At 66.3% G+C, this 18,615-nt stretch carries 19 protein-coding genes and 1 other RNA gene; 14 read left to right on the top strand and 6 right to left on the bottom strand.

All coding sequences use genetic code 11. From position 1 onward, the window contains the following. Position 1: 1 nt before the first annotated feature. The 3 genes from ACFSGJ_RS17025 to ACFSGJ_RS17015 form a co-directional block, all read right to left on the bottom strand. On the bottom strand, positions 2-1,165 hold the full coding sequence (locus tag ACFSGJ_RS17025) for a toxic anion resistance protein (RefSeq protein ID WP_390264608.1): 1,164 nt from the start codon (positions 1,163-1,165) through the stop codon (positions 2-4). A gap of 18 nt (positions 1,166-1,183) precedes the next feature. After that, positions 1,184-2,086, bottom strand: a complete 903-nt coding sequence (locus ACFSGJ_RS17020) for a 5-bromo-4-chloroindolyl phosphate hydrolysis family protein (RefSeq protein ID WP_390264604.1) — start codon at positions 2,084-2,086, stop codon at positions 1,184-1,186. Between the two features lie 176 nt (positions 2,087-2,262). Continuing rightward, positions 2,263-3,294: a pseudouridine synthase gene (locus tag ACFSGJ_RS17015; protein ID WP_390264601.1), complete on the bottom strand. Its 1,032-nt coding sequence runs from the start codon at positions 3,292-3,294 to the stop codon at positions 2,263-2,265. Between the two features lie 94 nt (positions 3,295-3,388). On the opposite strand from ACFSGJ_RS17015, the gene ACFSGJ_RS17010 reads away from it, so the two are divergent. The 10 genes from ACFSGJ_RS17010 to ACFSGJ_RS16965 all read left to right on the top strand — a co-directional run bounded on the left by ACFSGJ_RS17010 (position 3,389) and on the right by ACFSGJ_RS16965 (position 10,139). Further along, positions 3,389-3,841, top strand: coding sequence for a nucleoside deaminase (locus tag ACFSGJ_RS17010; protein ID WP_390264598.1), 453 nt, complete (start codon positions 3,389-3,391; stop codon positions 3,839-3,841). Next, complete coding sequence (locus ACFSGJ_RS17005; RefSeq protein ID WP_390264595.1) at positions 3,841-4,506, top strand: ceramidase domain-containing protein; 666 nt, start codon at positions 3,841-3,843, stop codon at positions 4,504-4,506. Before ACFSGJ_RS17010 ends, ACFSGJ_RS17005 begins: the two co-directional genes overlap by 1 nt. A gap of 29 nt (positions 4,507-4,535) precedes the next feature. Then, complete coding sequence (gatC, locus tag ACFSGJ_RS17000) at positions 4,536-4,823, top strand: Asp-tRNA(Asn)/Glu-tRNA(Gln) amidotransferase subunit GatC (RefSeq protein ID WP_390264592.1); 288 nt, start codon at positions 4,536-4,538, stop codon at positions 4,821-4,823. Next, on the top strand, positions 4,820-6,301 hold the full coding sequence (gatA, locus tag ACFSGJ_RS16995; RefSeq protein WP_390264588.1) for an Asp-tRNA(Asn)/Glu-tRNA(Gln) amidotransferase subunit GatA: 1,482 nt from the start codon (positions 4,820-4,822) through the stop codon (positions 6,299-6,301). The genes gatC and gatA overlap by 4 nt, the downstream gene beginning before the upstream one ends. Positions 6,302-6,339: 38 nt before the next feature. Then, entirely contained in the window at positions 6,340-6,948 is a 609-nt protein-coding gene (locus tag ACFSGJ_RS16990) for a hypothetical protein (protein ID WP_390264585.1), read from the top strand. A gap of 1 nt (position 6,949) precedes the next feature. Next, complete coding sequence (locus ACFSGJ_RS16985) at positions 6,950-7,645, top strand: N-acetylmuramoyl-L-alanine amidase (protein ID WP_390264582.1); 696 nt, start codon at positions 6,950-6,952, stop codon at positions 7,643-7,645. An 11-nt stretch (positions 7,646-7,656) separates the two neighbouring features. Beyond that, an RNA gene (gene rnpB, locus ACFSGJ_RS16980) (RNase P RNA component class A) lies at positions 7,657-8,047 on the top strand. Between the two features lie 167 nt (positions 8,048-8,214). Continuing rightward, entirely contained in the window at positions 8,215-9,201 is a 987-nt protein-coding gene (locus tag ACFSGJ_RS16975; protein WP_390264580.1) for a sensor histidine kinase, read from the top strand. Positions 9,202-9,290: 89 nt separating this feature from the next. After that, the gene (gene rpmG / locus ACFSGJ_RS16970; protein ID WP_022707377.1) at positions 9,291-9,458 is read left to right on the top strand and encodes a 50S ribosomal protein L33; all 168 of its coding nucleotides are present in this window, start codon (positions 9,291-9,293) and stop codon (positions 9,456-9,458) included. A gap of 234 nt (positions 9,459-9,692) precedes the next feature. Continuing rightward, positions 9,693-10,139 (top strand): DUF4168 domain-containing protein, encoded by a 447-nt coding sequence (locus ACFSGJ_RS16965; protein WP_390264576.1) that lies wholly within the window; start codon positions 9,693-9,695, stop codon positions 10,137-10,139. Positions 10,140-10,202: 63 nt separating this feature from the next. Here ACFSGJ_RS16965 and ACFSGJ_RS16960 read toward each other — a convergent pair whose 3' ends face one another. Next, positions 10,203-12,164, bottom strand: a complete 1,962-nt coding sequence (locus ACFSGJ_RS16960) for a protein meaA (RefSeq protein ID WP_390264574.1) — start codon at positions 12,162-12,164, stop codon at positions 10,203-10,205. Positions 12,165-12,298: 134 nt separating this feature from the next. Here ACFSGJ_RS16960 and ACFSGJ_RS16955 point away from each other — a divergent pair, with 134 nt between their 5' ends. From ACFSGJ_RS16955 to ACFSGJ_RS16940, 4 genes are all read left to right on the top strand, one after another. Further along, positions 12,299-13,666 carry a 1-acyl-sn-glycerol-3-phosphate acyltransferase gene (locus ACFSGJ_RS16955; protein ID WP_390264571.1) on the top strand — a complete coding sequence of 456 codons (1,368 nt, stop codon included), beginning with the start codon at positions 12,299-12,301 and terminating at the stop codon, positions 13,664-13,666. A gap of 101 nt (positions 13,667-13,767) precedes the next feature. Then, positions 13,768-15,060 (top strand): crotonyl-CoA carboxylase/reductase, encoded by a 1,293-nt coding sequence (gene ccrA / locus ACFSGJ_RS16950; protein ID WP_390264568.1) that lies wholly within the window; start codon positions 13,768-13,770, stop codon positions 15,058-15,060. 56 nt (positions 15,061-15,116) lie between these two features. Beyond that, entirely contained in the window at positions 15,117-16,664 is a 1,548-nt protein-coding gene (locus ACFSGJ_RS16945; protein WP_390264565.1) for an ATP-dependent DNA helicase, read from the top strand. Positions 16,665-16,703: 39 nt separating this feature from the next. After that, positions 16,704-16,940, top strand: coding sequence for an Lrp/AsnC ligand binding domain-containing protein (locus ACFSGJ_RS16940; protein ID WP_390264562.1), 237 nt, complete (start codon positions 16,704-16,706; stop codon positions 16,938-16,940). Here ACFSGJ_RS16940 and ACFSGJ_RS16935 read toward each other — a convergent pair. Both ACFSGJ_RS16935 and ACFSGJ_RS16930 read right to left on the bottom strand, forming a co-directional pair. Further along, positions 16,937-17,698 (bottom strand): TIGR02186 family protein, encoded by a 762-nt coding sequence (locus ACFSGJ_RS16935; RefSeq protein WP_390264559.1) that lies wholly within the window; start codon positions 17,696-17,698, stop codon positions 16,937-16,939. The two genes, ACFSGJ_RS16940 and ACFSGJ_RS16935, sit on opposite strands and share 4 nt — an antisense overlap. After that, on the bottom strand, positions 17,698-18,615 hold the full coding sequence (locus tag ACFSGJ_RS16930; protein WP_390264556.1) for a sulfite exporter TauE/SafE family protein: 918 nt from the start codon (positions 18,613-18,615) through the stop codon (positions 17,698-17,700). Before ACFSGJ_RS16930 ends, ACFSGJ_RS16935 begins: the two co-directional genes overlap by 1 nt.

The following is an 18,615-nucleotide window of genomic DNA, read 5'->3' as shown; positions in this document are numbered from 1 at the left end:
ATCAGCCCTCCCGCACAGGGGTGGCGCGGGACGCGGCAAGGGTGTCGCGCAGGCGCGCCTCAAGCTGCAGGAGCTCCTGCTCGGCGGCGGCCCGGCGGGCCTTGCCTTCATCGGCGATGCGCAGGCTGTCCTCGATCGTGGCGATCAGGGTCTCATTCGCCTGACGCACCGCGTCGATGTCGAAGACGCCCCGCTCCATCTCGGTGCGGACGGTCTGGTTTGCCTGGCGCAGGTTTTCGGCATTGGCGCGCAGCAGGTCGTTTGTCAGGTCGGTTGCATCGCGGACGACCTCGGCCGCCTCGCGAGAGCGCTGGATCGTCACCGCCTGCGCAAGCTGCGTTTCCCAAAGGGGCACGGTGTTGACCAGCGTCGAGTTGATCCGCGACACCAGCGACTTGTCGTTTTCCTGCACCAGCCGGATCGATGGAAGCGATTGCATCGTCACCTGCCGCGTCAGGCGGAGGTCATGCACGCGCCGTTCCAGATCATCGCGCAGCGCGCGCAGGTCGCGCAGTTCCTGGGCGCGGATCACCTGCGCATCGGGGCCTGCCGCCGCGACGGCGCGCTCAGCCTCGGGGATCGTGACCTCATCGAGTTCACGCAGTTTCTCCTCGCCGGCGGCGATGTAGAGCGCGAGTTCCCGGTAAAAGGCCAGCGTGCGTTCATAAAGAAGGTCAAGGGCGCGGATATCCTTGAGCAGGCGATGTTCATGCCCAAGCAGGCTGTCGGTGATCCGGTCGATCTGGGTCTGCACGGTCTCATACCGCGCGGCGAACTTGGCCATCGGTGCGGCGCGCCCTGTCAGCCTTTCCCACCAGCTGGGATCGCGCCGCAGGTCGAGTTCCGAGACGGAAAACCCGCGGATCGTGGTTACGATCTCGCGCAGCGATTCGCCTGCCGGGCCGGTATCCTTGTTGCGGACATCCGCCAGCATGGATTGGCTGATTTCCTGCAATTCCCGCTGGGCGCCTGCGCCAAAGGACAGGACGGTGCCGCTGTTGCCCAGGTCGATCTCGGCCATGCGGGCGCGGATCTTTTCCGCGGTGGCGGGGTCAAGCGTGCCCCTGTCCACGGGTTCCGCCTCTGGCAGGGGCAAGGTCCGGGCGTCGAGCGCGTCGATTTCGGGCTGGATGAGGCGGGCCTTGTCGGTCGTCTTGTCTGACATCATGCATCCTTTCCGGGATCAACCGCGGCTTCTGTCGCGGGTTCCGCCACGCCCTGCCTCTTCTGCAGACACGGCCTCTTGTGCAAGGCGGTCGCGCAGCACGTCGATTTCTATGCGCAGGTCCGTCCGGTCGTTTTCGATCAGGCGTTCGGCCTTGGCGGCAAAGCTCTGTTCCAGATCAGCCAACAGGCCGAGGTAGTCCGCCCGGGCCTGCGGGTTCGGCCCATGGGCCACCAGCGTCGCATAGCGGTCGGTCGCATCCCGCGCGCCCTGAAGATAGACGCCCAGATAGCGGCGCGCGGCGGGCAGGTCTCGGGGGTCTTCCTCGACCCTGCGGAACATGCGGCGGGCGGTCGACTGAAAGCGGGCGACCTCAAGGCTCAGATCCCGGTCGGCGAGCGCGGCTGCAACCTCGCTCATGGCGGTCAGTTGCGCCTCGGCCTCGGCAAGGCTGCGCAACGCGCGCTCGGTCTCGGGGCGGGCGGCACCCTCGGGGCGCTTGTCGCGCAGCGGGTCGGGACCAAAGGCCACAAGATGCAGGGCCAGACCGGCGACCGCATAGATCGCCGCGTTCGCCGGCGCCGTCACCGGCCAGGTGGCAAGCCCAAGCCCAAGTCCCGTCGCCACCGCGGCAAAGATCTTGCGCGGGATCGCGGGCCTGCGTGCGGCGCTGCGCAGGTCATAGGTCTTGTGGGCGATCACCCCGTGCCGCGTCAGCCAGGCGGCCCCCAGCAGCATCGCAAGCGCGAGGGTGGAAAAGAGCATTGTCTGCGCTTCCTGGAACGGCGCGCGGACGGCAAGGGGCAGGGGGGCGACAAAGAGCAGCGCCGCGCCAAAGCCAGCCCGCACCTTCGGCCCGGGATCGGGGCGCCGGCCTGCGATGCGGTCAAGGATCGCGCCAAAGCCGCCGGATACTGCCATCTCAGCGTCCCCCGGTGCAGGCCACAAAGAGGATAAGCATGAAAAGCATGAAGAAGGCGAGCCTCTGAAGCCCCTTTCCGGTCATGATTTCCCCATGCTCTGCGATCCACTGACGGTTGTCGTCAATATAGGTCCCCCATGGCCGGGCTGCCACCGCAAAGCGGCGCGAAATATGCTTATCGCGACCGCGTGGTGCCTTTGCCACGGGGCGAACCGGAGGGTGTGCCGCTCGGGCGACCGGTTCCCGGCCCGGTTGTGCCGCGCGCCGGGTGGGCCTTGGTATGTCCGGGCTTCGGCGGTTTGGGGCCCGCCTTCGACGGTGCGGGAGGATTTCCCGCCTTCGGCGCCGGTGTCGCTTTGTCCGTGCTCCGCCTGGGTGCTGCGCCCTTCTCCGTCGGACGGGGCTTGTCGCTGCCGGGCGCCCTGGGCTGCGGGCGTGGGGGGCGGCGGGCGCCCCGCGCGGTGCCGGTGTCATCGGCGGGGCCGGCAAGCCCCAGTTGTTCGCGCAGGGTCTTCTGCCGGATTTCCTGAACCTCTCCGGGCTGCATCTCGCCCAGCTTGAACGGGCCATAGCTGACCCGGATCAGGCGGTTGACCTTGAGGCCCACGGCCTCCATCGCGCGGCGGATTTCGCGGTTGCGGCCCTCGCGCAGCCCGACCGTCAGCCAGGCATTCGCGCCTTGCTGCCTGTCCAGTGTCACGACCATTCCCTGAAACCGTTCGCCCTCGACCGTGATGCCCTTGCGCAGGGGGTCGAGCATCGCCTCGGTCGGGGTGCCGTTGACCCGGACGCGATACTTGCGCAGCCAGCCCGTCGCCGGCAGTTCCAGCCGCCGCTTGATCTCGCCGTCATTCGTGAGCAGCAGCAACCCTTCGGAATTGAGGTCGAGCCGCCCGACCGACATCACCCGCGGCATGTCCTCGGGCAGGTTGTCGAAAACGGTTTCGCGTCCCTTTTCGTCCCTGGCCGAGGTCACAAGGCCAAGCGGCTTGTAGTAAAGCCACATCCGCGCCGGCTCCGGAGCCGCGACCGGCTTGCCGTCGACAAGGATGTTGTCCCTGGGCGTGACGTTCAGCGCGGGGCTGTCGATCTTGTGGCCGTTCACGCTGACGCGCCCCGCCTCGATCAGCTTTTCGGCCTCGCGGCGCGATGCCACGCCCGAACGCGCCAGCACCTTGGCGATGCGTTCCCCGGTCGTGTCTGCCATGATCCGCTCCAATCCTCGTTTCCTGTCCTCTAGCGGCAATCGGGCGGCAGCGAAAGGCTTGCGCGCTGTGACGCCTTGGGCGATGGAAGATGCGATGAGCCCGTTCCGCAGTCATATGGCCCTGGCGCTGGAGGCCGCCGCCGCGGCAGGCGCGCGCGGCGAGGTGCCCGTGGGTGCCGTGCTGGTCGATCCGGCGGGACGTGTCCTTGCCGCCGACGGGAACCGGACGCGGGAACGGTCCGACCCCACCGCCCATGCGGAAATCCTCGTCCTGCGCGCAGCCTGCGCCGCCGCCGGGTCCGAGCGCCTGCCGGGCCACAGCCTTTACGTCACGCTTGAACCCTGCCCGATGTGTGCGGCTGCCATCGCCGCCACCCGCATCGCGCGGCTTTACTATGGCGCGGCGGACCCGAAATCGGGCGGCATCGCCCAGGGGCCCCGGGTCTTTTCGCATCCGCAATGCCATCACATTCCCGACGTATATGACGGTATCGACGCGCCGGCGGCCGAACGCCTGCTGCGAGAGTTTTTTGAGAGGTTGCGCTGATGGACTGGACCCGCCCGATCAATGCCTATTGCGAACGGCTCGACGCCAGCTACTGGGCCGAGCCGGTGAACGCCGTTACCAACGCGGCCTTCCTGATCGCCGCCTTCATCATGTGGCGGCGCGTGCGTGGCCTGGGCCTGCCGCTGGCGAATGTCCTTGTCGCGATCCTTGCGGTGATCGGCGTCGGAAGCTTCCTCTTTCACACCCATGCGACGGCCTGGGCCTCGACCGCCGATGTGATCCCGATCGTCCTCTTCATCCTTGTCTACATCTTCACGGCGAACCTGCATTACTGGGGCTTGCCGATCTGGGCCGCGTTGGGGCTCACGCTGCTCTTCTTTCCCTACGCCGCCTTGGCCGCGCCGGTGTTGCAGGCCGCCATACCGGGTCTGGGCGGGTCTGCGGCCTATGGCACGGTCGCGGCTCTGATCGTGATCTACGGGATCTTGCTGATGCGCCGACACCCGGAGACGGGCCGGGGCCTCTTGATCGGGGCCGCGATCCTCTGCGCCTCGATCACCTTCCGGGCGCTGGACCAGCCGCTTTGCGATGCCTTTCCGCTGGGGACGCATTTCATGTGGCACATCCTGAACGGCACCATGCTGGGCTGGATGATCGAGGTCTATCGCCGTCACATGCTTGCAGCGCGGGCCGCGCGGGGCTAAACGAACCGGAACCGAGAACGGAGACCTCCATGTCCATCGACATCGACACCGCACGGCGGGTGGCGAAACTCGCCCGGATCAAAGTTGAGGAAGGCGACCTGCCCGCGCTGGCAGGCGAGCTTTCGAACATCCTCACCTTCATGGAGCAGCTGAACGAGGTCGATGTCGAAGGCGTCGAGCCGATGACATCGGTGACCCCGCAGCGGCTCAAGCGGCGGGCGGATGTGGTGACCGATGGCGGGATGCAGGAAAAGGTCCTGTCGAACGCGCCCGATGCGCGTGAAGGGTTCTTTGCCGTGCCGAAGGTGGTGGAATGAGCGATCTGAACAAACTGACCATCGCGGCGGCGCGCGACGCGCTGCGCAAGGGTGACGTGACCGCGGTGGAACTGACCGAGGCCTGCGTTTCGGCGGTCGAAGGGGCGGGCAGGCTCAACGCCTTTGTCCACCGGACGCCGGAGATCGCGCTGGAACAGGCGCGGGCCGCGGATGCCCGGATCAAGGCAGGCGACGCGCCCGCCATGTGCGGCATCCCGCTGGGCATCAAGGACCTTTTCTGCACGCGCGGCGTGGCCAGCCAGGCCGCGAGCGGTATTCTGGAAGGCTTTCGCCCCGAATACGAATCCACCGTGACCCAGCAGCTCTGGGATGCAGGCGCGGTGATGCTGGGCAAGCTGAACATGGACGAATTCGCCATGGGCAGCTCGAACGAAACATCGGTCTATGGCAATGCGATCAACCCGTGGAAACGGCAGGGCGATGATACCGATCTGACGCCGGGCGGATCCTCGGGCGGCTCGGCCTCGGCCGTGGCGGCGGATCTTTGTCTTGCGGCGACGGGGACGGATACCGGCGGCTCGATCCGTCAGCCCGCGGCCTTTACCGGCATCGTGGGGATCAAGCCGACCTATGGGCGGTGTTCGCGCTGGGGCGTGGTGGCGTTTGCGTCGTCGCTCGACCAGGCGGGGCCGATGGCCAAAACGGTACGCGACGCGGCGATCATGCTGGGCGCCATGTCGGGCCATGATCCGAAGGATTCTACCAGCGCCGATCTCGCCGTTCCGGATTTCGAAGCGATGCTGACCGGCGATATCCGTGGCAAGCGGATCGGCATTCCCCAGGAATACCGGATGGAGGGGATGCCCGCCGAGATCGAAAAGCTCTGGTCCGACGGCGCGGCGATGCTGCGCGCTGCCGGGGCCGAGATCGTCGACATCAGCCTGCCGCATACGAAATACGCGTTGCCGGCCTATTACGTGATTGCCCCGGCCGAGGCGTCCTCGAACCTCGCCCGGTATGACGGGGTGCGCTATGGCCATCGTGCGCGGCTGTCGCAGGGCGACGGCATCACCGAGATGTATGAAAAAAGCCGCGCCGAAGGGTTCGGAACCGAGGTGCAGCGCCGGGTGATGATCGGCACCTATGTCCTCTCGGCCGGGTTCTACGACGCCTATTACAACCGCGCCCGCAAGGTGCGGACGCTGATCAAGCGCGACTTCGAGAACGCCTTTGCCACGGGGATCGACGCGATCCTGACACCGGCGACGCCTTCGGCTGCCTTCGGGCTGGGCGAGGTCGCCGATCCGGTGGCGATGTATCTGAACGACGTCTTTACCGTGACGGTGAACCTTGCCGGGCTGCCGGGGGTTGCGGTTCCGGCGGGGCTTGATGCGCAGGGGCTGCCGCTTGGGCTGCAACTGATCGGCCGCCCGTGGGAAGAGGGCGATCTTCTCAATGTCGCGCATGTGATCGAAGAGGCTGCGGGTTTTGTTCACAAACCCGCGAAATGGTGGTAACTGCCCCCGATCATAGGGACAGGAAGTCGAGGAACGACATGCGTTTTGCCATGGCAGTGGTTGGTTTCGTGGCACTTGCTGCCTGCCAGGGTGGCGGTCAGGACGGCTATAACGAATTCATGCGGGAACGGAGCGCGGGCGGCCCGTCGGCGGCCAGCAGCTATTCCCCGATCACCGGTGCGCCGGTAAGCTCGGGGCCGATCGGCGCTGCCCCGGCGAACAGCTTCGATACCGCCCAGGCGGGGCAGGCCGGTGCTCCGCGCATTTCCGACGAACAGGATTTCGATGCTGTCGCCGCGCGCGAATCCATCGAGAGCGACCGGGAGCGGCTGGAGCGTCAGCGCGCCCAATATGTCTTTATCGAGCCGACGGCCCTGCCGGACCGGCCCAATGCCGACGGTCCGAACATCATCCAGTACGCGCTTTCGACCCGCAACAATCCGGGCGACACGATCTATCGCCGGATGAACCCGCTGCGGTTCTCGCAGGCGGAACGGGCCTGTGCCCAGTTCACCACGCAGGATCAGGCGCAGCTTGAATTCCTGCGGCGCGGCGGGCCGGAACGTGACCCGATGAACGTGGACCCCGACGGTGACGGCTTTGCCTGCTGGTGGGATCCGCGGCCCTATCGCGCTGCCATGCGCTGATTTGACGGCAGGTCTTTCACCCAATCACGGCCCGCGCCGGGACGGTCTGCGCCCCGAACTGATCGTCCTGCACTTCACCGCGATGCAAAGCCATGAGGCGGCGCGCGCGCGGCTTTGCGACCCCGGGGCCGAGGTCTCGGCGCATTACCTCATATCCTCACGGGGAGAGGTCGATCTTCTGGTGCCTGAAGACAGGCGGGCCTGGCACGCCGGGCAGGGCGAGTGGGGCGGGCGCGGTGACGTCAATTCCCGTTCCATCGGGATCGAGCTGGACAATGACGGCGCCTCGCCCTTTCCGGAACCGCTGATGGCGGCGCTGGAGGTGCTCCTGCCCGGCATCATGGCCCGCTGGTCGATCGCCCCGGAGGGCGTGATCGCCCATTCCGACATGGCGCCCCTGCGCAAGGTCGATCCGGGGCCCAGGTTCGACTGGCGGCGGCTGGCGCGGCAGGGCCTTTCGGTCTGGCGGGAACCCGGCGCCCCCGTGCCGCTTGATCCCGTTCCGCTCGATCCCGTTCGGTTCGTCGCAGACGCGCGGCGCTTCGGTTATCCGGATCTGCCGGCGGACATCCTGCTTGCTGCGGTCCGTCTGCGGTTCCGGCCTTGGGGGCGGGGGCCGCTGTCGGGGGCAGACATGGCGGTGATGGCCGATCTTGCGCGGCGCTTCCCGGTTGACGTGGAAGATGCAAGGGCCTAAGCGGGGCGCGCGCGGATGGCTGGATGACCGCGTGCCCGCAAGGGTGCGAGGAAAGTCCGGACTCCATGAAGCAAGGGTGCCGGGTAACGCCCGGCCGGGGTAACCCGAGGGAAAGCGCCACAGAGAAGAGACCGCCCATGCCTGCATGGGTAAGGGTGAAACGGTGGGGTAAGAGCCCACCGCGGGACGGGCAACCGGACCGGCACGGCAAGCCCCACCCGGAGCAATGCCGAATAGGGGCCTCGCGCGGTGCACGTCCGGCAACGGATACGGCCCGCAGGGACGCTTCAGCCCAGAGGCCCGGGTTGGCAGCTAGATCCCGTCGGTAACGGCGGGGGCAGATGAATGGTCATCCAGGAACTTTGTTCCAGACAGAATCCGGCTTACAGGCCATCCGCGCGCGTTTAATGCTGGACAGGGTTGTCCACTCTCGCTCATGTTGAAGCTTCAGGTTGTGGGGGTGTGCGATGCGAGGGAACGCGGCGGTCCGTCCGGAAAGGTTCAATCCCCTAGAAGAGGCGCATAAGGCAGACCTTCCGGTGCTGCCATGTGAGGCGCCCGCGGCCCTGATGGCCGTGCTTGCGGCATCCGGTGACAGCATCATGCTGATCGGCCGGGAAGGCCGTCTGGAATACGTGAGCGCGAATGGTCTGCGCAACTTTGACGTGTCCGACCGGACCGAGGTTCTGGGGCTGCCCTGGCTGCGGTTCTGGCCGCCCGAGGCACATGGCGTCGTGGCTGAAGCGCTGGAACAGGCACGCATGGGTCAGGGCACGCGGTTCAGCGCGCTTTGCCCCACCTGGACGGGGCGGGAGAAATGGTGGGACGTGTCGGTCGCGCCACTGATGCCCGCGATGATGCAGGCGGGGGCCGAACCGCGTCACATCCTGGCGGTCGCGCGTGACGTGACGCAGCTGGAAACCGAACGCGCGTCCAGGGACCGCGAGGCGGAGCTCCAGGATCTGCGCCTGCGCGAGGCCGATCACCGGATCAAGAACAGCCTTTCGATGGTGGTTGGGCTCTTGCGGATGCAGGCGCGCCAGTCCGATCCGCAGGTGGCCGCACGGCTGCAGGATGCCGCCGCGCGGGTGATGACCATCGCCAAGGTGCATGACCGGCTCTACCGCTCGGGCGGCGGGCGCACCATGGCGCTGGACGAATTCCTCGGGCCGCTTTGTCGCGACGTGCTTGCCTCGGCAGGTGGCCGGCTGCGCCTGTCGGCGCGGGTCGCGCCGCTGACCGTGGGGGCGGATACCGGGCTTTCCATCGGCCTTCTGGTGGCCGAGCTTGCCGCGAATGCCGCCCGCCACGGGTTCGCCGCCGGCGCCGCAGGGGATCTGACGGTGCTGTTCGACATGGCCGGCGGCGACTGCGAACTGCGCATCGCCGATAACGGGCGGGGCTTGCCCGAAGGCTTCGATCCGGCGGGGCAGTCCGGCCTCGGGATGCGGCTCGTGCTGGGGATGGTGGGACGGCTTGGCGGCAGCCTTGTCTGCGAGAACCAGCCAGAGGGGGGCGCGGCGTTTGTGATCCGCTTTCCGCGCCCGTTGGGTTGATTCCCGGTTGACTCGCCCTGTCGCTTGCGTAAAAGGCGGGCTTCAAGGATTTCGCGGGCGGTCTGCCGTCCGTCTGCAGGAGATATGACATGGCGAAGCCGACGACGATCAAGATCCGTCTGAACTCGACGGCGGGCACCGGGCACTTCTATGTGACCAAGAAGAACGCCCGCACGATGACCGAAAAGATGACCGTGCGGAAATACGACCCGGTTGTCCGTCAGCACGTGGAATACAAGGAAGGCAAGATCAAGTAATCTTGCGCCCTTTCGGATTTGACGAAGCCGCGCCCCTGCGCGGCTTTTGTCGTTTGGCGGCCCGCTCTTGCGGGCGCTCCTGCGCGGGGTCGCGGGATAATGCCGAGCCGCCTGACCCCTTTCGGCGGTCGCTCGCCGGGGGTTTTGCGTCCCGCGCCCGTCTTTCCTAGGTTGGTGTCAGCCCACCCGCGCATCCCGCGTGGGACAGGCATCGACCAGAGACAGGAGAACATCATGCAGTTCACCAAGACCCTTTCCTCCGCCGCCGTCGCCCTTGGCTTCACCGCCGGCGGTTTCGCCCTTCCCGCCCTGGCCCAGGACGCCCCCCTTGCCCCCGAGGCGCAGGCCCCGGTCGAGGCGCCGCTCGCGCCTGAGGCGCAGGCCGGCACGGCCTACACCAATGAGGCGCTGACGGCCTTCGTGCAGGCGGCCCTTGCGGTGAATGAGGTCGACCAGCGCTATCAGGCGCAGGTGATGGAGGCGCAGGACCCGGCCGTCCAGCAAGAACTGATCGAAAGCGCGAATGCAGAGATGATCCAGGCGGTCGAAGAGACCCCGGGCATCACGCTTGAGGAATACATGGAGATCGGCCAGGCCGCCGAGGCTGACCCCGAACTCAACGCCCGTCTGATCGCGATGGTGCAAGAGGTTCAGGGCGGTGCGGCGACCCAGATCGAATAAGGCATCCCTTGCCTGACAGGGGGGCGGGGTCATCACCCCGCCCTTTTTCATGCGCGGCTGCTCTCAGGCCGCCACGCTATGGCGCACCATGACCAGATCGACGATGTCCAGCATGATGCGGTTCAGCTCATAATCCTTGGGGGTGTAGACTGCGGCGACGCCGAGCTTGCGCAATTCTGCCGCGTCCTCGTCGGGAATGATGCCGCCCACGACCACGGGGATGTCCAGATCATGGTCGCGCAGGGTCTGCAAAAGCTCCTCCACCAGCGGCAGATGAGAGCCCGAGAGGATCGAGAGACCGATCACATGGGCCCGCTGTTCCTCGGCCGCGCGCACGATTTCCGAGGGTGTCTGGCGGATGCCGTCATAGCGGAAATCCATCCCGCAATCCCGCGCCCTTGCCGCGATCTGTTCGGCGCCGTTGGAATGGCCGTCAAGCCCGGGCTTGCCCACCAGCAGCGACAGGCGACGCCCCAGCCGGCCCGAGGCGCGGTCGACCGCCTCGCGCACCGGCTCAAGCCCTTCCGTGCGGTTCGACGGGGAGGATGAGAGGCCGGTCGGCCCCCGGTATTCGCCATGGATCGCGCGCATGACGCCGGCCCATTCGCCCGTCGTGACCCCCGCGCGGGCGGCGGCGACAGAGGCCGGCATGATGTTCTCGCCACGTGCGGCGGCGTCGCGCAGCGCAGCCAGTGCCGCGCGTACGGCGGCGGCGTCGCGCCCGGCGCGCCAGTCGGTCAGACGCGCGATCTGGTCGGCCTCTGCCTCTGCCTCGGCCTGCATGACGGCATCCGAGCCCGCTCCAAGCGGCGAAGGCACACCCTCGGTCCAGCGGTTCACGCCCACCACCGTGCTTTGGCCCGTTTCAATGGCCTGCAGTCGCGCGCTGTTCGATTCCACCAGCCGCGCCTTCATGTAGTCGATCGCGGCGACCGCGCCGCCCATCCCCTCGATCAGCGCCAGTTCGGCGCGCGCGCCCTCTTTCAGCTCCGTGACCTTGCGCTCGATCGCCGGGTTGCCGTCAAAGAGATCATCATATTCCAGCAGGTCGGTTTCATAGGCCAGGATCTGCTGCATCCGCAGCGACCACTGCTGGTCCCAGGGGCGGGGCAGCCCCAGCGCCTCGTTCCAGGCCGGAAGCTGGACCGCGCGCGCCCGCGCCTTTTTCGACAGCGTCACCGCCAGCATCTCGATCAGGATGCGATAGACGTTGTTCTCCGGTTGCTGCTCCGTCAGGCCGAGGCTGTTGACCTGAACGCCATAGCGGAACCGGCGATAGCGCGGATCGGTCACGCCATACCGCCCGGCGCAGATTTCGTCCCAGAGATCGACAAAGGCGCGCATCTTGCAGAGTTCGGTCACGAACCGGATGCCCGCATTCACAAAGAACGAGATACGCCCGACCATCGTCGGAAATTCCGCCGCCGGCACCTTGTCGCGCAGATCGTCCAGCACCGCGCAGGCGGTGGCGAGCGCAAAGGCCAGTTCCTGTTCCGGTGTCGCGCCGGCCTCTTGCAGGTGGTAGGAGCAGACGTTCATCGGGTTCCAGCGCGGCAGATGGGCCTGCGTATAGGCCGCCACGTCGGTAATCAGCCGCAGGCTGGGGCGTGGTGGGCAGATATAGGTGCCCCGGCTCAGGTATTCCTTGATGATGTCGTTCTGCACCGTGCCCTGAAGCGCCGCGACATCGGCGCCCTGTTCCTCGGCCACCGCGATATAGAGCGCAAGCAACCAGGGCGCCGTCGCGTTGATGGTCATCGAGGTGTTCATCTGCTCCAGCGGGATACCGGCAAAGAGCGTGCGCATGTCGCCCAGATGCGCGACAGGCACCCCGACCTTGCCGACCTCACCGCGCGCGAGGGGGTGATCGCTGTCATACCCCGTCTGGGTGGGAAGGTCGAAGGCCACCGAAAGCCCCGTCTGCCCCCGCGCCAGATTGGTGCGGTAAAGCGCGTTCGAGGCGGCGGCGGTCGAATGGCCGGCATAGGTCCGGAACAGCCAGGGTGGGTCACGATCTGCCGGCATGAGCGGCTCCATATCTTGCGCGCAATAAAGTTGCGCCTCTGTCTCAATATGCGCGATTTTGCTGCGCAGTCAATTCGCCGCAGTGCAGAACGGCCTGATTTACGCGGCGCCGGTTTCGCCTTATGAGCTTGTGCATGACCGGGACAGTTACCCTTCCTGTCTGGCTTGTGGTGCTGGCCCTGCTTTTTGCTGCGGTGGCGGTACTCGACTGGATTCTCGTGCCCTCCGTGCGCTGGTTCTTCCGGCGGCGGATGGAACGTGCGGTGGCGGAACTGAACAAGCGTCTGATCCGGCCGATCCAGCCCTTCAAGCTGATGCGCCGTCAGGACATGATCATGCGGCTTATCTATGACCCCAAGGTCATGGAGGCCGTCGCCCAATATGCCGATGAAAAGGGCGTCCCCCAGAACGTCGCGTTTCAGCAGGCCCGGCGCTATGCGCGCGAGATCGTGCCCGGCTTTTCCGCAGGCACCTATTTCGGCTTTGCGATCCGGGTGGCGCGCTGGCTTTCGCGGCTGCTTTACCGGGTGCGGCTCGGGCAGTATGACGAGGCGGCGTTTCGCGCCATCGACCCGCGCGCCACGGTCATCTTCGTGATGAACCACCGCTCGAACATGGATTACGTGCTGGTGACCTATCTGGTCGCCGAACGATCCGCCCTGTCCTATGCCGTGGGGGAATGGGCGCGGGTCTGGCCGCTGCAGCGGCTGGTGCGGGCGATGGGGGCCTATTTCATCCGGCGGCGTCACCTCAGCCCGCTCTATCGCCGGGTGTTGGCGCGATACGTGCAGATGGCGACCGCCGAAGGCGTGACACAGGCGATCTTTCCCGAAGGCAGCCTGAGCCGGACGGGGGCGGTCGGCCCGGCCAAGAAGGGGCTCCTGCACTACATCCTTTCGGATTTCGACCCCCATGACGGCAAGGATGTGGTCTTTGTGCCGGTCGCGCTCAACTACGACCGGATCATCGAGGATCGGGCGCTGGTCGCCGCACGTCAGGCGGGCACCAACCGGTTCGCGGTGCGGCCGTCGCTCATGCTGCGGTATTTCGGCCGCCTGATCTGGTTGCGGCTGCGGGGGCAGTTCCACCGCTTTGGCTATGCGGCGGTCAGCTTCGGCGCCCCCCTGTCCCTGACGGAGTTCGTGCTGGCCGACCGTGACGCCGGGACCGACAGGCTGGCCGAAACGCTGATGCAGCGCATCCGGACGGTGATGCCCGTCCTGCCCGTGCCGCTTCTGGCCCGCGCGGTCGAAGAGGCCGGCGGACGCGCCACCGAAGAGGCGTTGCGCCTGCGTTACAACGCATTGCTCGGCGCGGCCGATCCTGCGCGAAAGGGTGCGCTCGCGGACGATCCCGCGGAACAAACCTTTGCGATGGCGGTAGACACCTTGCTGGAGCGGCGAATTCTGCGCCGCGAGGGCGACGCGCTTTGCCTCGACCCGGCCCAGACGGCGCTTCTGGCATTCTACGCGGCCTCGGTTCAGGAGGCTGAAAATCCGTAAAGCAACAAAATTACCTGACAGCAACAAAAGTTGTTGCTAAATTACTTTGCCTGTCCTATCTCCCCGATAAGCGCTGCAGCGCAGCACGAGAGGAGGTCCGTATGGCACTTGATACACGTTCCGGCATCGAGCCCTATGAGGCGCCGCAAAAAGACCTTTACGACCTGGGGGAAATGCCCCCGCTGGGCCATGTGCCGCGGCAGATGTATGCCTGGACGATCCGCCGCGAACGCCATGGTGAGCCCGATACCGCCATGCAGGTCGAGATCGTCGATACGCCCGAAATCGACAGCAACGAGGTTCTGGTGCTCGTGATGGCCGCGGGCGTGAACTACAACGGCGTCTGGGCGGCGTTGGGCGTGCCGATCAGCCCCTTCGACGGTCACAAGCAACCCTATCACATCGCCGGGTCCGACGCGTCGGGCATCGTGTGGAAGGTGGGTGACAAGGTCCGCCGCTGGAAGGTGGGGGATGAGGTCGTCATCCACTGCAACCAGGATGACGGCGACGATGAGGAATGCAACGGCGGCGACCCGATGTTTTCGCCCAGCCAGCGGATCTGGGGCTATGAAACGCCGGACGGATCCTTCGCGCAATTCACGCGGGTGCAGGCGCAGCAGTTGATGCATCGCCCCCGCCACCTGAGCTGGGAGGAAAGCGCCTGCTATACCCTGACGCTCGCCACGGCCTACCGGATGCTTTTCGGGCATGAACCGCATGACCTCAAGCCGGGGCAGAACGTGCTGGTCTGGGGCGCCTCGGGCGGGCTCGGCTCCTACGCGATCCAGCTGATCAACACGGCCGGGGCCAATGCGATCGGGGTGATATCCGAAGAGGACAAGCGCGAATTCGTCATGTCCCTGGGCGCGAAGGGGGTCATCAACCGCAAGGAATTCCGCTGCTGGGGCCAGATGCCCAAGGTCGGTACCCCGGAATACAAGGAGTGGTTCAACGAGGCACGCCGCTTTGGCAAGGCGATCTGGGACATCACCGGCAAGGGCAACAATGTCGATGTGGTGTTCGAGCACCCGGGCGAGGCGACCTTTCCCGTCTCCGTCTTCGTGGTCAAGCGGGGCGGCATGGTCGTGATCTGCGCCGGGACGACGGGCTACAACCTCACCTTCGACGTGCGCTATCTCTGGATGCATCAAAAGCGGGTGCAGGGCAGCCATTTCGCCAACCTCAAGCAGGCGAGCGCCGCAAACCAGCTGATGATCGAGCGGCGTCTGGACCCCTGCATGTCCGAGGTTCTGGGCTGGGACGAAATCCCCGCTGCCCATATGAAGATGCGCCGGAACGAGCACAAGCCGGGCAATATGGCGGTGCTGGTGCAGGCCCCGCGCACCGGCCTGCGGACATTCGCCGACACGCTGGAGGCCAGCCGGGAGCGGTGAGCCCTGAAGGCGGGTTGATGCTGGAACATGGCGTGAACCCGCGCTAGGGTCAGGCCATGACGCTTGCCCAGCCCGCGACCCAGCTTGCCCTCTCCGACGATCAGGCCGAAGCCTATGATCGCGTGGCCGATCTTCTGGCGCGCTCGGGGGTCGATCTGGCGGAAGGCATGACCATGCCGGACCCGGGCGATGGCGCGCCCGTTCTCGCCGTGCTCGGCCGCGCCGGTTCGGGGAAGACCATGCTTCTGGCCGCCCTGACCCGTGCCCTGACCGAAGCGGGGGTCGAGATCGTCTCGGGCGATTATGAGGGGCGCCGCCGCAAGGAACGGCGGACGCTGGCCATCCTTGCCCCCACGAACAAGGCCGCCAGCGTGCTGCGGCACCGGGGCGTGCCGGCGACGACCATCCACCGCATCCTCTATACGCCCGTTTACGACCCGGAATATGAACGCATCGCGGAATGGCTTGCCGGCAGCGGCGACCGTCCGGTGATCGAGGGGCTGACCGATCAGGCCCTGGATCGCGCGCGCGCCTTCTACGATGCGGTGAAATCCATTCCCGGCGCGCTGGCCTCGGCCGGGCTGCGGGGGTCGGATTTCATCCGTGGCTGGAAACGGCGCGAGGAACCGCTGGATATCGGCTTCGTCGACGAAAGCTCGATGCTCGATGAACGTCAGTTCGAGGACCTGAAGGAGATCTTTCCCACGCTGATCCTCTTTGGCGACCCGGCGCAGCTTGCGCCTGTCGGCCTCTCGGGGGAAATGGCGTTCGACCGGTTGCCCAAGGACCGCCAACTGCATCTGAGCCGCATCCACCGGCAGGCCGAGGGGAACCCGATCCTCGATCTGGCCCACGCCCTGTCGGACGACGCGCTGACATTCGAAGGTTTCGAGCGGATGATCGAGGACGCCGCGCGGCGCGACCCGCGCGTGATCGTCGCTGAACGGGTCGAGGCGGGGCTGATGGCCCGCAGCCCGGTCCTTGTCTGGCGCAACGCGACGCGCATCCGCCTGATCACCGCGTTCCGGGCCGCCTATGGCGCGCCTGCCGATGCGCTGCTGCCCGGCGAGCCACTGATCTGCGACGGGATCGAACTGCCGCTGAAGCACCGCAAGAAACGCATCGACCTGGAGGCGCGCGGCCTGATCAAGGGGGCGCAGGTCATCTATCTCGGTCCCGGACGCAAGCCCGGTTTTTCCCGGCTGCATGTCATCGGCGCCGAGGAACCGCAGGTCTCGGCCGCCTGGATCGTCAAGATCGAACTGCCGGATGAGGAAGAACCATTTATCCCCTTCGCGGCGCGGATGGGCGCGGCCTTTCTGCACGGGGCGGCGGTGACGATCCACAAGGCGCAGGGGTCGCAATGGGAAAACGTGCAGGTCTTTGCGCCGGATCTCTGGGCGGCCTCGCGCGCGGGGCGGATGGAATCCGGGGTGCCGTTGTGGAAACGGCTTGCCTATGTCGCCATCACCCGCGCGGAGCAGCGGCTTTACTGGGTCACGCGGAACCGGCTGGCCCGGCCGCAGACGCCGCTGACGATCGACGATCTCCGGCAGGGCGCGGCGCCCCTGGAACTCGACAGCGGCGATGAGGCTGGTCTTTGACCCGCGCGCTGCTATCCTTGCCGGAAAGAGGGAGACCCCATGCGCTGCGTATTCGTCCAGTTCCGCTGTGCCCCCGGCAAGACCTATGAGGTCGCCGAGGCGATCCATGACCGGGAGCTTGTGTCAGAGCTTTATTCCACATCCGGGGAATGGGACCTGATCGCCAAGATCTACATTCCCGACGGCGAAGATGTGGGGCAGTTCCTGAACCGGAGCCTGTTCGATCTGCCGGGCATCACGCGCACCCTGACGACGATGACCTTCCGCACATTCTAGCCGCGCGCATAGCGGAACACGGCCGAGGCCGCCCAGCCCGCCATCACCGCCACGAGGATCGAGATGATCCCGTAAAGCAGCGGCTGTTCATGGGCGGTGACAAAGATCATCCGTTCAAGGCCGACCTTCTGAACGTGGATCGCCGTTTCATAGCTGTCGATCACCGTGCCCGACCGGGTCAGGAAAATGCGGGTGACATAGGTGCCCTCGGTCAGGTTCGAGGGCAGGCTGATCTGGCTGCGGAACAGCGTGTCACGGTCAAGTTCGACGCCCTCGGGCAGGATCTGGTAGAGCCCGCGTTCCTCCCGGATGCGGATCAGGGCGGCGGTGAAGGCCGGCGCGTCGTCCACCGTGGCGCCGATTGCACGGATGGCGCGCGGGACCGAGATCGCGTGGCGCAGGTCCTCGGTCTGCGACAGAACCGCGGACAGGGGTGCGGTCGAGGCGACGGCGTAAAAGCTGGGCGCGCGGTCCACATGCACGGCCTCGGTATTGACCCAGATCCCGGCCACCCGGTCCTTGCGATGGACGGTCAGCGGGCCCGATGGCCCCTCGATCGTGACGATGACCCCCAGCGCGCCCTCGGGCAGCGGCGCCTCGCGCCGGATCGCGCCAAAGACGAGGATCTCCGACCCGACGAAGGTGGCGGTGATGGCAACGTTGCTCTGGCTCAGGCCGACGACGACCTCTTCGCCCGGGCTTTCCTGTGCCATGGCAGGGGGGGTGACCAGAAGGAGGAACAGCAAGAGCCAGCGCATCAGTGCCGCCCCGGAACGGTGATGGAATAGAACTCGGCCGGGGTAGCCAGCAGGTCATAGCCGATCCGCCCGGCCACCAGCAGGACAAGCATCGCAAGCAGGATGCGAAGCTGTTCCGCCCGGAGCCGCAGCCCAAGCCGTGTGCCCAGTTGTGCCCCCAGAACCCCGCCGAGGATCAGCAGCACCGCCAGCATCAGATCGACCGAATAGTTCGTCGTGGCGTGCATCAGCGTGGTGAAGGCGGTCACGAAAATGATCTGAAAGAGCGAGGTACCCACCACGACCTTGGTCGGCATCCCCAGAAGATAGATCATCGCGGGCACCATGATGAACCCGCCGCCGACCCCCATGATCGCCGCCAGAAAGCCCACGATCACCCCGACCCCAAGCGGGGGGATGACGCTGATGTAAAGGCCCGACGCGCGGAACTTCATCTTGAGCGGCAGCCGGTGCACCCAGAGATGCTGATTGCGCCGGCGTGGCGGTGCGGCCTTGCGTGCCCGCAAAAGGGCGCGCAGGCTTTCCTGAAACATCAGCGCGCCGATCAGGCCCAGAAATACGACATAGGACAGCTGAACAAAGAGATCGACCTGCCCGGCGGACTGAAGCAGGTTGAACACGACGATCCCCGCCGCCGATCCCGCAAGCCCGCCCGCAAGCAGGACAAGGCCCATCCGGAAATCCACCGTTCGCCGCCGCAGATGCGCCAGAACCCCGGAAACCGAGGAGGCCACGACCTGGTTCGCCCCGGTGGCAACGGCGACGGCAGGCGGAATGCCGATGAAGAACAGCAGCGGCGTGATGAGAAAGCCGCCACCGACCCCGAACATCCCCGACAGGAGCCCCACGATCCCGCCCACGCCGAAAAGTACGAATGCATTGACCGATACTTCGGCGATAGGAAGGTAGATCTGCAT

Origin of the sequence: Halodurantibacterium flavum, assembly GCF_042681825.1 — a bacterium.
In the GTDB taxonomy this organism is placed as follows: Bacteria; Pseudomonadota; Alphaproteobacteria; order Rhodobacterales; family Rhodobacteraceae; genus Halodurantibacterium; species Halodurantibacterium flavum.
Note: the sequence above shows the minus strand (reverse complement) of the source record. Positions and strands in the feature narration are given on the sequence as shown.